The organism is Pseudomonas sp. NBRC 111133 (assembly GCF_001320605.1).
Classification (GTDB): Bacteria; Pseudomonadota; Gammaproteobacteria; order Pseudomonadales; family Pseudomonadaceae; genus Aquipseudomonas; species Aquipseudomonas monteilii.
Genome location: NZ_BCBJ01000003.1, coordinates 1 through 14,015 on the forward strand (window position 1 = coordinate 1; position 14,015 = coordinate 14,015).

Sequence of the window (14,015 nt, forward strand, 5' to 3'; positions counted from 1 at the left end):
GGCCAATAACTCCAACAAAGAGCGGCGCCCATGAACCTCAGCAAGGTCGACCTCAACCTGTTCATCGTGTTCGATGCGATCTATACCGAAGCCAACCTGACCCGCGCCGGGCAGATTGTAGGTATCACGCAGCCAGCGGTGTCCAACGCCCTTTCGCGGTTGCGCGAAACCTTCAACGACCCGCTGTTCGTGCGCACCGCGCAGGGCATGGTGCCCACGCCCATGGCACAGAACATCATCGGCCCGGTGCGCAACGCACTGGCACTGTTGCGTACGTCGGTGCAGGAAAGCCGTATCTTCAACCCGCAACAAGCCAACAAGACCTTCCGCATCAGCATGACCGACCTGACCGAGGCGGTGATCCTGCCGCCGCTGTTCCAGCGCCTGCGCCGCCTGGCGCCGGCGGTGCTGATCGAGAGTTTCCTGTGCAAGCGCCGCGAAACCACCAAGGAGCTCGCCGCCGGCCGCCTGGACTTCGCCATCGACGCCCCCCTGAATACTGACCCGCAGGTACGCCACGTCAAACTGATGCAAGACCGCTATGTCTGTGCCTTGCGCCAGGGCCACCCGCTGGCCGACAGCAAGCTGACCCTCGACAGTTACCTGGGCATGACCCACATCCATATCTCCAGCCGCCGTAACGGCCTGGGCTATGTCGACCTGGCGCTGGGCAAGATGGGCGTACAGCGCAAAGTGGCCTTGCGCTCGCAGCACTACCTGATGGCTTCGCAGGTATTGCAGCAAACCGACATGGCGATGACGGTGCCCGAGCGCTTCGCCCGCCGCCATCAACTGCGCTATCACCCCCTGCCGGTGGAAGTACCCGCGCTCGAAACGCACCTGTACTGGCATGAAAGCACCGATCAGGACCCGGCCAACCGCTGGATGCGTGAGCAAATCACCGAACTGTGCGAACGCGTGGTGGCCGAGGAAGAAAGAGCCTTGGAGCCTGCCTGAAGATGCGCACGAGGGATCGCTCATGGCCACCACGGAGGAAAAAAATCCTAAAAATCTACAAACAGATAGAAAATCTATGTGGCAGCACTCAAAAATCCACTGTGGGAAGTAAAAAATTTCTTTCAGATGGCGGATACGCTTACGCCATCAATCGCCGATTTCACGGCGACAGACATGGACCTGCCTCAATGCCAAGCGCCCCGCTCTACTTTGATTACGCCGCCACCACTCCAGTCGACGACCGGGTCATCGAAACCATGCTCGCCAGCCTTGGCAGCCAAGCCAACTTCGGCAACCCGGCGTCCAGTGGTCATGCCTTCGGCCAGGCTGCCCGACGAGCCGTTGAGCAAGCCCGCCAGCAAGTGGCCGAGCGCGTCGGCGCACACGTCGAGCGCCTGGTCTGGACCTCGGGCGCGACCGAGTCCAACAACCTGGCGCTAAAAGGCATTGCTCAAGGCGCCGGCCAGCCTGGGCACCTGATCACCAGCCAACTGGAACACAAAGCCGTGCTCGACACCGTGGCCGAACTGGAGCGCCAAGGCTGGGACGTTACCCGCCTGGCCCCGGATGCCGTCGGCCTGATCAAGCCCGCCAGCGTACAGGCCGCACTGCGCCCCGATACCCGCCTGGTATCGTTGATGGCAGTCAACAATGAGCTGGGCACGGTCACTGACTTTGCCACCATTGGTGAACAGGTGCGTGCCCACGGTGCCTTGCTGCACGTGGACGCGGCGCAGGCCGTGGGCAAGCTGGCCATCAACCTGAACACGATGGCCGTGGACCTGATGTCGTTTTCGGCACACAAGGTGTACGGGCCAAAAGGCATCGGCGCGCTGTACGTCGGACCACGCGCCCGTGCGCTGATGCGTGCGCAGATGCACGGCGGCGGCCATGAACAGGGCCTGCGCTCCGGCACCCTGGCGACCCACCAGATCGCGGGCATGGGCAGCGCTTTTGCCTTGGCCGGCCAGCCCGGCGACAATGAATACCAGCACCTGGAGCAACTGGCAAAGCGCCTGCGCGAAGGCCTGCTGGCCTTGCCCGGCGTCAGCCTGAACGGATGCGCCAGCCAACGCATTCCCCATACCCTGAACCTGTGCATCGACAGCAAGGGCTTCAACAGTGCGGCGCTGGCCAGCGAGTTGGCGTTATCGACCACCTCGGCCTGCAACTCGGCCAGCCATGCAGCCTCACATGTGCTGCTGGCGCTGGGGCTGGACGAGCACCAGGCACGCAACAGTGTGCGCTTGAGCATCGGGCGCTTCAGCACCGAGGCCGAAGTGGACAAAGCGATCGACGTGTTTGCCCGGGTACTGACAGCAGCATCTGCAACGTTGTGGTAAGCCGCGCCCTGGCGCGGCCTGCCGCACGGCGTCACCGGGGCACCCAGCGCCCCGGTAAACTCACAGGAAGGTGAACACCTGCGACGCCGGCAAGCGTGACTTGTTCAGCCCGGCGTTAAAGTCCGTTTCAGCACGGTAGCCCAGGCTGAGGATCACCACGCTGGTGAAGCCACGCTCACGCAGCCCCAGCTCGGCATCCAGGACCTTGCTGTCGAAGCCCTCGATGGGCGTGGCGTCCAGGCCATGTGCCGCAGCCCCCAGCAATGCAGTACCCAATGCCAGATAGGTCTGTTTCTCCATCCAGTGCTGCACGTCCTTCTGGTCATGACGGTGCAGGTCGACGTAGTGACGGCGGCTCTGGTTCTGTGCGGCTCGCGCTTGTTCATCGCGGAAACGGCCATCGGCAGCTTCCTGCTCGAGCACGGCATTGAGGTGCGCCTCGGGCATTTCGGTACGGGTGCAGAACACAATCACGTGCGACGCATCGAGCAGTTTCGGCGTGTTGTAAGCAAAACGCTCCGTGGTGCTCTTGGCCAGGCGGGCCTTGCCTTCGGCTGTGTCGGCGACGATGAAGTGCCAGGGTTGGGAGTTGACCGAGGACGGGCTGTGGCGCAGTTGCTCGAGCAGGGCGTCGACAGTGGCCTGGGGAATGCGGCGCGAGGCATCGTAGGCTTTGGTGGTGTAGCGGCGCTTGGCCAGCGAGACGGTATCCATGCAACAACTCCGGAATGTACTGGGGATTTGCCGGGCATCTTATCTTTCCTGCCGCAAAGAAAAACCGGCACAATGCAGCAACACTTTCACACCTGGAGTGAAGATGCTGCGCATCACTGACCTCGAACTGTTCGTGCGCAGCAGCGTGCTGGGCAGCTTCACGGCCGCCGCCCATGAAGCCGGCCTGCTGCCGGGGCAAGTGGCTGCTGCGATCAAACGCCTCGAGCGCGACCTCGATGTGCGCCTGTTTGCCCGCACCACCCGTAGCCTGCGCCTTACCGCCGAAGGCGAGCGCTACCTGCCGACCGCCCTGAATGTGCTGGAGAGCCTTCGCCAGGGGCGCGAAGACCTGCATGGCAACCCTGGCACCCTGCGTGGCACCCTGCAGGTGTCGGCGCCTTCCGACTTGGGCCGCAACATGCTGTTGCCCTGGCTGAGCGCCTTTCGCCGGGAGCACCCGGCCCTGCACCTGCGCTTTTTTCTGTCCGACCAGATTGCCGACCTGAACCGTGACCCGGTGGATGTGGCCATCCGCTATGGCCTCAACCAGGACGCCAACTACATCGCCCTGCCCTTGGCCAGCTGGAACCGCCGAGTGCTGGTGGCATCGCCCGATTACCTGGCCCGCCACGGCCACCCGGTCACGCCCGAAGCCCTGCAAGAACATGCCTGCCTGCTGTACATGCAGCACAACCGGGTCTACGACAAGTGGCGGGTGGGCAACCGCACCGTGCAGGTCAGCGGGCCGCTGGTCAGCGACGATGCCGACGTCATCCGCCGTCTGGCCCTGCAAGGTGAAGGCATCGTCTACAAATCGTGGCTGGACGTAAGCGCCAATATTGCAGCCGGCGAACTGCAGATCATCCTGCCCGAATACCTGGGTGAATCCGTGCCTGTAACCCTGGTTTGCCCACACCGCAAACAACTCACGCCTGCGGTGTCACAACTGCACCTGTGCCTGCGCGACCACTTCGAGGCCCTGCGCGCTCGCGCACTGAACAACGGTTGCACAATCGTCCCGGACTAAGCGCCAGCAGGCAGCGAGCAGGGCGCAAAAACGCTTGCAACAGGTTGCACGCCACCACTGCTGCCCCAGCAGCACCCGCCCAGCACCCGACTGCTGCCCAACCTGCAACACCGCCGAAGAAATCCATTAAAAATCATATATATCAATAACTTAAAAAAATGGCACAGTCCCTGCTCTAGCCCTCCCCAACAACGCTTTACATACGGGGAGATCCACCATGCATCCGCTCAACCCACTGGCCCGCCAGATCAGCCTTGCGCTGCTGCTGGCCGGCACCGGCAGCCAGGCCATCGCTGCCAACGAAGACAACAAGAACGAACCCGCCCTTGAAACCGTAACGGTCACCGCTCAGCACCGAGAGCAGACCTTGCAGGAAGTACCGGTTGCGGTGTCGGCCATCAAGGGCACCAGCATCACTGCCGATGGCGTGCGCTCGATGGGCGACATCACCACCTTCGTGCCCAACGCCTCGGCCAAGAACCCCGACGGCGACGGCCGCCCTCGTTGGTATATCCGTGGCCTGGGCACCGGCGATACTGGCGCGGCAACCGTATTCCCGGTGGGCATCTACGCGGACGATGTCTACCTCAACGCGCCCATCGCCGGTGGCGGACCGCTGTTCGACCTGGAACGCATCGAAATCCTGCGCGGGCCGCAAGGCACCCTGTATGGCAAGAACACCACGGCCGGCGCAGTGAACGTGATCTCGAAGAAGCCCACCTTCGACACCGACGGCTATGGCACTGTCGGCTTCGGCAGCAAGAACGAGCGTATCGTCACCGGTGCCATCGGCGGTGCGCTGGTCGATGAAAAACTGGCCGGGCGAGTCGCGCTGTATTCCGAAGAGCGTGACGGTTTTCAGAACAACGACTTCGACGGCAACACCTACGGTGATGTGAACAAGAAAGCCATCCGTCTGCAGTTTCTGGCCCAGCTCAACCCCGACCTGGACGCCCTGCTCAAACTGCACAGCCGCCAGTTCAAAGGCGATGGCAGCAACGGCTCGCTGCCGGTTGGCCGCTACTACAACGTCGGCTACGAACGCCCGCACGGCCGCGATATCTCGCTGAACGTTAACGAAGACTATCGCCTGGACCACGATGGCGCCTCGCTGACCTTCAACTGGTACCTCGGCGATTACACCCTGACCTCGATCAGCGCCTACGACTACCTCCGCAACCGCTCCACCAGCGATGCCGACTACACCCCCTACGAGGTCAACGGCGCGGCCATAACCGACAACAGCTACCGCCAGTGGTCGCAAGAGCTGCGCCTGGCATCGCCGGAAGACCGCCCGCTGCACTGGCTGGTGGGTGCGCACTACTTCCATGAAGACCTGGACAGCTCGGCGCAACGCATCGTCACCCCCGGGCCGACGCCCAACGGCACCGGTTCGAACCAGGTGGGCACCACCGCGTTCCGCGACCTGGGTTACGACCAGCGCACCGACAGCTACGCGCTGTTTGGCAACCTGACCTACGACTTTACCGATGACTTCAGCGTCACCGGCGGCCTGCGCTGGACCCAGGAGAAGAAAGACATCGACCTGGACCTGGTGCAACTGACCCGCGCCACCGCCAGCGGCCCGCTGATACCGCTGGGCGGTGTGGGCACCAACGGTAACCGCCAGGAAGACAAGACCTGGGAAGCCTGGACCTACGACCTCACCCCCGAGTACCGCATCAATGACAACCTGCGGGTGTTCTTCCGCTACGCCCACGGTTTCCGCTCGGGTGGTTTCAACACCGGGCTTTCGACCAGCCTGGCACAGCTGACCACGGTCGACCCGGAAGAGCTGGACGCCTACGAGCTGGGGCTGAAGTCGGAGTGGTTCGATCGCCGCCTGACCGTCAACGCCAACCTCTTCTACTACGACTACTCCGACATCCAGGTGAACCTGCTGACGGTGAACAACGGCGTGCTCACCACCGCACTGACCAACGGCGCCAAGGGCAAGGTCAAAGGCGCAGAACTGGAAATCGAAGGCCAGCCGACCGAGCGCCTGCACCTGCGCGCGGCGGTGTCGTTCCTCGACACCGAATACACAGACTTCAAGAACACCAACCCTACCACCGGTGCGGTGACGGGCGACTACAGCGGCAACAGCTTCGTGCGCTCGCCCCGCAACGTGGTGTCGCTGGGCGCCGACTACACCATCCCGCTGGAAGTGGGCGGCAAGCTGGTGGCCGGTGGCGACGTGAGCTTCCGTGACAAGGAGTACTTCCTGGCCGACCGCCAGAGCAGTGCCGACGCCACCCTCAGCCAGCCCCACTACACCCTGGCCAACGCCCGCCTGAGCTGGTTCAGCCACGACGACAAGCTGAGCGTGACCGGCTTCGTCAACAACCTCACCGACCGCCGCTACCAGGTGCATGGCCGGCCCAACGGCACTGCCGGGCAGTACGTGATCACTTACGGCGACCCGCGCACCGTCGGGCTCAGCGTTACCAGCCGATTCTAGGTTGTCCTTCCGGGCCCTATCGCCGGCACTGCCAATACATCATTCAGCAGGAACACCCCATGCCCCACCACCCCCCCTTGGCCAGCGCCATCGCCCTGGCCATCGCCGGCCTCGCCGTGCCCGCCTTCGCCGCCGAACCCAACGACCGCCTCGACACCGTGGTCGTGGTCGGCACCCACCGCAGCGACGTGACCGCCCTGCAAAGCGCCGCCCCGGTCGATGTACTGAGCGGCGAAAAACTCAAGGAAACCGGCGCCAGTGACCTGTCCGCCGCACTCACCGCACTGTCGCCCTCGTTCAGCTTCCCGCAATCACCACAAGGAGCTTTCGCGGGCTCCATCGCCCAAGGTGCCTCGCTGCGCGGCCTTGCTTCGGACCAGGTGCTGGTGCTGGTCAACGGCAAACGCCGCCACACCAGCGCCAACGTTACCCGCCAGGGCTTGGTCAACGCCCGTGGCGCGGCAGCGGTGGACCTCAGCCTGATCCCGCTGTCGGCCATCGAGCGCGTGGAAATCCTGCGTGACGGCGCCGCCGCCCAGTACGGCTCGGATGCCATTGCCGGGGTGATCAACATCGTGCTCAAGGCGCGCGACGAAGGTGGCAACGCCGGCTACCGCTTCGGCGGTTACAAGAAAGGCGACGGCCTGCAACGCAAACTCAGTGGCTGGAAGGGTTTCGCCCTGCCCAACGACGGCTTCCTGACCCTGGCCTTCGACGCCGGCAGCCAGGACCCGGCCAGCGACACCCGCGACGACAACCGCCTCTTCTACCCCGGCTCTACCAGCATCGACACCGCGCGTGAGCAAAACAACCGCTACCGCAACTGGCGTTGGGGCTCGGGCAATGTCTCGGACCAGTACAACTTCACCGCCAACGCCGAAATGGGCTTGAGCGACGGCCTTAGCGCCTACGGTTTTGCCACCTACGCGCACAAGAACACCGACGCCGAGAACTTCTTCGACCCGCCCACCACCCTGCGCAGCAACTACGGCAGCGTGGCCCTGGCGCGCTACCCCGACGGCCGCCTGCCGGTCACCCGCTACGGCCTGGAAGACTTTGCGGTCACCGGCGGCCTGCGTCTTGAAGACGAAACCGTAGGCAACTTCGACCTGGCCTTGAACTACGGCGACAACCGGGTCGAATCCACCGACCGTAACGCCATCAACCCCAGCTGGGGGACGGCGAGCCCCTCGACGATCTACACCGGCCGCCGCGAAGCCGACCAGACCAACCTGACCCTGGACTGGACCCGCGACTTTGCCAACGACTGGCTGTTCAAGCCACTTACAGTGTCTGCCGGGCTGGCCTGGCGTCAGGAAAACTACGACCTGACCGAGGGCGACGCCGCCGGCTGGTCCAACGGCCCCCTGTTCAATACCGTTGACCCGGCCTCTGGCCGACGCATCCCCGGCTATTACTCGGGCATCACCCAGGTCGATGCCGTGTCGCTGGACCGTCGCGTGATCGGCGCCTATGTCGACGTCGAAGCCCAACTGACAGAAAAATTCCAGGCCGGTGTGGCGGTGCGCAGCGAGCATTATTCGGACTTTGGTGACACCATCAACGGCAAGCTGTCGCTGCGCTACGACTTCACCCCGCAGATTGCCGCACGGGCCAGCGCCAGCACCGGCTACCGTGCGCCTTCGCTGGTGCAGAGCGGGCTGTCGTCGTTCAGTGTGCAAGTAGTAGAGCAGCCGCCAGGCAGTGGCAACTGGGTCGAGGTGCAGCAGCGCACCCTGCGCGCCGACAGCCCGGAAGCCGCCTTGCTGGGTGGCAAGGCGCTGAAGCCGGAAGAGTCGACCAACTTCTCCGTGGGCCTGGTCTGGCGGCCGGTGCCCAATGCCTCGGTCACCCTTGACGCTTACCGCATCGACATCGACAACCGCATCACCCTGTCCGACCAGTTGCCTGCATCGGTGGTGGGCCCGATCTTCGCCGGCACCCCCTACGCCAACATCCAGAGTGCGGCGTTCTATACCAACATCGCCGACACCCGCACCGACGGTTTCGAGTTGGCGGGCCATTATCAGCTGGACGTGGGCCGCTGGGGGCGCGTGGACTTCAACGGCGGCTATGCGCGCAACAACACCCGCATCACCGGGCTGGATGATGTGGGCAACATCCCCGGCAACCAGATCATCGGCCGCAATACCCAAGGGCTGATCGAGGATGGCACGCCCAAGGACAAGCTCACGCTCAGCGCCAACTGGCTGTATGACAACTGGAGCGTCACCGTGGCTCAGCGCCGATATGGCGAGTGGAAAAACCGCAACGCCGCAAACCCCACGCTGGACCAGACCTTCAGCCCGCAGTGGGTAACCGACCTGGATGTGTCGTACCGCTTCGACCTGGGCTTGACCGTGTCGGCGGGCGCGATCAACCTGTTCGACAGCCACCCGGACAAGCTCAAGGGTGCGCAGTTGTATGGCGTGCCCAAATACTCCATCACCAGCCCGGAGGGGGCGCAGGGAGCGTTCTACTACACCAGCGTGAGTTACGACTTCTAGGCTGAAACCGCGTTGGCTTCTTCGCGGGCAAGCCCGCGAAGAAGCCAACATCGATGCTGCTGACGGACTGCTGCTGCAGCAGCACCCTGCTGCGTCTCCAGCACCATCCTCTTCCCTCAGCCCCGCATTCCGGGGCCTGCGCCGCCTGGCACAGCTCTTGCGATACCCCTAACACCTTCTGTTTTCCCAAGGCTTGCCATGCGCGTGCTCTCTACCCTTTCCTGGTTCATCTCCCCCCTGGCCCTGCTCACGCTCTGGGCCGTGGTGGCCAATGCCGGGCTGTTTCCGGCCAACCTGCTGGTCCCGCCGCAAGAGGTCTGGCTGAGCCTCAACGACCTTCTGACCACAGGTGAACTTCAGGCGCACCTGGCAGGCAGCCTGTCGCGCCTGGCCCTGGGCTTCACCGGCGGCGCACTGGCGGGCCTCGGCTTCGGTGCGGCGCTGGCCATGTCGAAAACGGTGGAGGCCTACTGCGCCCCGCTGTTCCACACCCTGCGTCAGGTGCCGAGCATCGCCCTGATCCCGATGTTCGTGCTGATGTTTGGTGTCGACGAAACCTTCAAGGTAGTGATCGTTGCCAAGACCGCGTTCTTCCCGGTGGCACTGGCCACCTGTGAAGGCATCCGCGCCATCCCGCGCAGCCATTTCGAAGTGGCGGCGGTGTACCGCTTGCGCTGGCCGACGCTGGTGGGGCGAATTGCCCTGCCCGCTGCAGTACCGGCCATTGTCACCGGCATTCGCGTGGCCATGACCCGCGCCTGGGTGGTGCTGGTGGCCTGCGAGCTGCTGGCGGCAGACAGCGGCCTGGGGCAGATGATCGAGATGGGCAGGCAGATGCTGCGTATCGATGTGGTGATGGTCGGCGTGGTGCTGACTGGGCTGATCGGTTTTACCCTGGATTTCACCCTGCGCCGTGTGGAGCGGCGCTTGTCTGCCTGGCAAAGCCGCTGAGGAGGCTGTGATGAAACTGCAAACATTGCGCGGTCTGGTATTGCCACTGTTGCTGCTCGGCGCCTGGGAGTACGCCTCGCGCCAGGGCGCCGCCGGCGCCTATGCCTTCGTGCCGCTGGCGCAGGTGGGCACGGCCTTGGCCGCGTTGCTGGGCAGCGGTGAATTGCTGGTCAACCTGTGGGCCAGCTTGCTGCGCACCTGCAGCGGCCTGGCCATCGGTATTGTCGGCGGTGTTGGCCTGGGCGCGCTGATGGCCCTGTCCGCACCGGCCAACCGCCTGATCGCCCCGCTGTTCCACGCCCTGCGCCAGGTGCCGATGCTGGGTTGGATTCCGTTGATTGCGTTATGGCTGGGGAACGGCGAAGGCGCCAAGCTGCTGATTGTCAGCCTGGCGGCGTTGTACCCGATGGTGCTGAACACGTTCGAGAGCCTGCGCCAGGTTGCCGGTCAGCACCGTGAAGCCGCGCAGGTATTGATGCTCAGCCGTTGGCAGCAACTTCGACTGATCCTGCTACCCGCCGCCCTGCCAGGCATCGCCGCCGGGGTGTTGCAGGCCCTGGCGTTCGCCTGGGTAACCTCGGTGGGCAGCGAGCTGTTCCTGTCTGCCGGGGCCGGCCTTGGCAGCTTGATGATGACCGCCGAAGCCGGGGCGCGCATGGAGATCATTGTGGTCTGCGTGCTGTGCATCGGCCTGTGTGGCTACCTGATGTCCTGGCTGAGCACCCTCCTCACCCGCCGCCTGCTGCGCTGGCGTACCACCTCTTGAAAGGCCCGACCATGAACGCCATCGCCCATGCTTTACCCACCAGCGCCATCACCGGCGCACTGACCCTTCGCGGCCTGAACAAGGCGTACACGCTCAAGGGCAAGGCTGTACCGGTGTTGCAAGGCATCGACCTGGACATCCGCCCCGGCGAGTTTGTCAGCATTCTCGGCGCCAGCGGCTGCGGCAAATCCACCCTGCTACGGTTGATCGTTGGCCTGGACCAGGCTTACCAAGGGCAGATCCTGCTGGATGGGCAACCCGTGCGCGGGCCAGGCCTGGAACGCGGCATCGTGTTCCAGGACCACCGCCTGTTCCCGTGGATGACCCTGCAGCAGAACATCGCCCTGGCGTTGAAAAATCATGCACTGCCGACGACCGAGAAGAATCGATTGGTGGCCGAGCACATCGAACGGGTGGGTCTGAGCGGTTACGAGCAAGCCTATCCGCACCAGCTTTCCGGTGGTATGGCCCAGCGCGCGGCGATTGCCCGGGCGCTGGTGAACAAGCCCAAAGTGCTGTTGCTGGACGAGCCACTCGGCGCGCTGGATGCACTGACCCGGGTGCGGCTGCAACAGGAGTTGCAGCGCATCTGGGTGCAGGAGCGCTGCACGGTGATCATGGTGACCCACGATATCGAAGAAGCACTGTACCTCGGTGACCGGGTGATCGTGATGGACGCACACCCGGGACGGATTCGTGAGGATCTGCGCATAGACCTGCCCCATCCACGCCAGCGCGATAGCCAGGTACTGCAGAGGTACAAGCAGCGCTTGCTAGGGGAACTTGTGGGGCATTGACGGGTTGTGAACGGCAAGACAGGGCTTGCCAATGACTGGCAGCTGAAACTGGCGGCGCTTGGGAGCAGGCCTGGCGGGGAACTATGGGCATTACGGGGCACCCAGGCACGCAACGTTGAACCTGCGCTACGACCTCTGAGCCTCAGCACCTGTGGTACTGTGCCGCAACCCCTTAAGGAGCTTCACACATGAACGTACGCTGCACATCGATCGAAGATGTCCGCACGCGCATCGATCATATCGATCAGAACCTGGTCGCCCTGCTCGCCCAGCGCGGCCAGTTGGTAGCCCAGGCGGCTACTTTCAAAAAGACCACCGATGACGTCCGCGCACCCGCACGGGTCGAGCAAGTAATTGCCAAGGTGAGAGGAATTGCCGAAGAAACGGGGGCTTCGCCAGAGGTGGTGGAGCGGGTTTATCGGGCGATGATTGCAGCGTTCATCGATGAAGAGTTGAGCGTGCATGCCGGTTTGGCCGGCAAATAAACCGGGGCTGCGCGGCAGCCCCGGTATTTGAAGCCAACAACTTACCCTGGGGCTGCTCAACTGGCCAAGGTGAAGTCCGCTGCGGTTACTGTGGTTGCATCCGCCCCCCTACCAGGCGGATGGCGTCGGTGGCGCCAATGCTGACCAGCGTATCGTCGCCAACATCACCGTTGAGGTAGTCACTGCCGCTACCACCCGACAGGATGTCGTTGCCAGCGTCACCGAACAGTGTGTCGCTGCCAGCGAAGCTGAACTACCTGATGTCGCGGCTGCGGCTGGCCTCGTCGGTGGGTAGCCTGGGCGATGACGACATCGAGCAGATCAACAATTACCTGGGGCCGGAACTGATGGTAAGCAATTGATCGGAGCACACACGGTAGCGGTGGCCGGTCTATTGGCGTCAGGCTATGATCGGTCACCCCTCCGCGGACACCCTGCCCCATGCCCGTAGACCTGCAAGCGCTATACCCCAGGCTGATCCACCTGATGCTGGACACCGTGTTCGTGGTCGACAGGGACAACCAGATTGTCTTCGTCAGCGATGCCTGCGAAGCGCTGCTGGGCTACCAGGCCCGCGAGCTGATCGGCACACCGATCACCGACTACATGCACCCGGACGACCTGGCCATCACCCGCGCGTCGATTGTAAGGGTGATGAACGGGCAGCCCCATTACGACTTCCGCAACCGCTATGTGCGCAAGGATGGCGAGATCGTGCATATCCTGTGGGCAGCCAGCTGGTCCGATGAGGCGCAAGCGCGCATCGGTGTGGCGCGGGATGTGACGGCACTGCACCAGGCAGAAGAAGCGCTGCGCTTCCTAGCCCATTACGACCCGCTGACCCGACTGGCCAACCGGGCCATGTTCAACGAACGGCTCGGCAACGCACTTGCCACAGCCCGGCAGCAAGAGCATCGGCTGGCGTTGCTGTTTATTGATATCAATGACTTCAAGCAGATCAATGACAACCACGGGCACAGCGTGGGCGACCGGGTACTGTGCATAGTGGCACGGCGCCTGGAAGACTGTGTAGGTAAAAACGGCACCGTGGCGCGCATGGGCGGAGACGAGTTTACCGTGCTGCTGACGGATCACCCGTCGCCGGAGGCGATTGCCGAACACGTCGCCAACATCCTGGCAGCCATGGCCGAGCCACTCGGCGTCCAACTGCCCGGCGTCGACGCGCCGTCCTGCAGCATCGGCGTAGCCTGTTTCCCTGAGGACGGCCACGATGCCGACCTATTGCTGAGGCACGCTGATGGAAACATGTATCAGGTCAAGCGACAGAGGACCGCAGCCGGCTGAACAAGAAAGGACCATGATCATGCCCAACCCTGAAGACGCTTTGCTCGACAGTTGGCAGCACAACGCGCAAGCCTGGATTGACGCCGTGCGCAGCGGCGCCATCGAAAGCCGCCGCCAGGTCACCGACCAGGCGATCCTGCTGGCCATTCTTGGCCGCCAGCCCGAACGGGTGCTGGACCTGGGCTGCGGTGAGGGCTGGCTGCTGCGCGCCCTGGGTGATCGCGGGATCGAAGCCGTGGGCGTCGACGGCGACAGAACCTTGGTGGATGCCGCGCGGGCTGCGGGCTCGGCCGAGGTGCACCTGGCCAGCTATGCGCAGTTGGCCGAGGCCAACGTTTACGTAGGCAAAGGTTATGACCTGATCTGTGCCAATTTTGCGTTGTTGCACCAGGACATCATTCCGCTACTGGTAGCGATGCACGACCTACTGGTGCCTGGCGGTGCGCTGGTGATCCAGACGCTGCACCCATGGGGCGTGGCGGGCGGGGACTATCAGGATGGTTGGCGGGAGGAGTCATTTGCCGGGTTTGCCGGGGATTGGCAGCCAATGCCCTGGTATTTCCGTACCCTGGCCAGCTGGCTGAATGCAATGGACATGGCGGGGCTTCGGCTGGTCAGCCTGCAGGAGCCGCAGCACCCGCAGAGTGCGGTGCCGCAGTCCTTATTGATGGTGGCTGAGCGCCCTTGAAGGCGCTCAAGCCC

The 14,015-nt window shown here is 63.7% G+C and carries 14 protein-coding genes; 12 read left to right on the forward strand and 2 right to left on the reverse strand.

Annotation, left to right across the window (positions count from 1 at the left end; translation table 11 throughout):
- The first annotated feature begins 30 nt into the window (after positions 1-30).
- Entirely contained in the window at positions 31-957 is a 927-nt protein-coding gene (locus APH36_RS01700) for a LysR family transcriptional regulator (RefSeq protein WP_060497224.1), read from the forward strand.
- Positions 958-1,145: 188 nt separating this feature from the next.
- A complete protein-coding gene (locus APH36_RS01705) occupies positions 1,146-2,300 on the forward strand; it encodes a cysteine desulfurase family protein (protein WP_060497225.1) in 1,155 nt (384 codons plus the stop codon).
- Between the two features lie 60 nt (positions 2,301-2,360).
- On the opposite strand, the gene nfsB is transcribed toward APH36_RS01705, so the two are convergent.
- Positions 2,361-3,014 carry an oxygen-insensitive NAD(P)H nitroreductase gene (gene nfsB, locus APH36_RS01710; RefSeq protein WP_060497226.1) on the reverse strand — a complete coding sequence of 218 codons (654 nt, stop codon included), beginning with the start codon at positions 3,012-3,014 and terminating at the stop codon, positions 2,361-2,363.
- Between the two features lie 103 nt (positions 3,015-3,117).
- Between nfsB and APH36_RS01715 the strand changes: the two genes are divergently transcribed.
- The 7 genes from APH36_RS01715 to APH36_RS01745 all read left to right on the forward strand — a co-directional run bounded on the left by APH36_RS01715 (position 3,118) and on the right by APH36_RS01745 (position 12,008).
- Entirely contained in the window at positions 3,118-4,041 is a 924-nt protein-coding gene (locus APH36_RS01715; protein ID WP_060497227.1) for a LysR family transcriptional regulator, read from the forward strand.
- 217 nt (positions 4,042-4,258) lie between these two features.
- Positions 4,259-6,502: a TonB-dependent receptor gene (locus APH36_RS01720; protein WP_060497228.1), complete on the forward strand. Its 2,244-nt coding sequence runs from the start codon at positions 4,259-4,261 to the stop codon at positions 6,500-6,502.
- Between the two features lie 59 nt (positions 6,503-6,561).
- Positions 6,562-9,009, forward strand: coding sequence for a TonB-dependent siderophore receptor (locus APH36_RS01725; RefSeq protein WP_060497229.1), 2,448 nt, complete (start codon positions 6,562-6,564; stop codon positions 9,007-9,009).
- A 198-nt stretch (positions 9,010-9,207) separates the two neighbouring features.
- Entirely contained in the window at positions 9,208-9,960 is a 753-nt protein-coding gene (locus APH36_RS01730) for an ABC transporter permease (RefSeq protein WP_060497230.1), read from the forward strand.
- Positions 9,961-9,970: 10 nt separating this feature from the next.
- The gene (locus APH36_RS01735) at positions 9,971-10,726 is read left to right on the forward strand and encodes an ABC transporter permease (protein ID WP_060497231.1); all 756 of its coding nucleotides are present in this window, start codon (positions 9,971-9,973) and stop codon (positions 10,724-10,726) included.
- Positions 10,727-10,737: 11 nt separating this feature from the next.
- Complete coding sequence (locus tag APH36_RS01740; RefSeq protein WP_060497232.1) at positions 10,738-11,523, forward strand: ABC transporter ATP-binding protein; 786 nt, start codon at positions 10,738-10,740, stop codon at positions 11,521-11,523.
- Positions 11,524-11,711: 188 nt separating this feature from the next.
- The gene (locus APH36_RS01745) at positions 11,712-12,008 is read left to right on the forward strand and encodes a chorismate mutase (RefSeq protein WP_060497233.1); all 297 of its coding nucleotides are present in this window, start codon (positions 11,712-11,714) and stop codon (positions 12,006-12,008) included.
- 85 nt (positions 12,009-12,093) lie between these two features.
- Here the strand turns inward: APH36_RS01745 and APH36_RS33090 are convergent, their stop codons facing one another.
- Positions 12,094-12,237: a hypothetical protein gene (locus tag APH36_RS33090; protein ID WP_110225574.1), complete on the reverse strand. Its 144-nt coding sequence runs from the start codon at positions 12,235-12,237 to the stop codon at positions 12,094-12,096.
- On the opposite strand from APH36_RS33090, the gene APH36_RS31515 reads away from it, so the two are divergent.
- The 3 genes from APH36_RS31515 to APH36_RS01755 all read left to right on the forward strand — a co-directional run bounded on the left by APH36_RS31515 (position 12,218) and on the right by APH36_RS01755 (position 14,001).
- Positions 12,218-12,370 (forward strand): hypothetical protein, encoded by a 153-nt coding sequence (locus APH36_RS31515; RefSeq protein WP_156342042.1) that lies wholly within the window; start codon positions 12,218-12,220, stop codon positions 12,368-12,370. The genes APH36_RS33090 and APH36_RS31515 overlap by 20 nt on opposite strands.
- 79 nt (positions 12,371-12,449) lie before the next feature.
- The gene (locus APH36_RS01750) at positions 12,450-13,313 is read left to right on the forward strand and encodes a sensor domain-containing diguanylate cyclase (protein ID WP_060497234.1); all 864 of its coding nucleotides are present in this window, start codon (positions 12,450-12,452) and stop codon (positions 13,311-13,313) included.
- A 19-nt stretch (positions 13,314-13,332) separates the two neighbouring features.
- Positions 13,333-14,001 carry a bifunctional 2-polyprenyl-6-hydroxyphenol methylase/3-demethylubiquinol 3-O-methyltransferase UbiG gene (locus APH36_RS01755; RefSeq protein ID WP_060497270.1) on the forward strand — a complete coding sequence of 223 codons (669 nt, stop codon included), beginning with the start codon at positions 13,333-13,335 and terminating at the stop codon, positions 13,999-14,001.
- Positions 14,002-14,015: the final 14 nt, after the last annotated feature.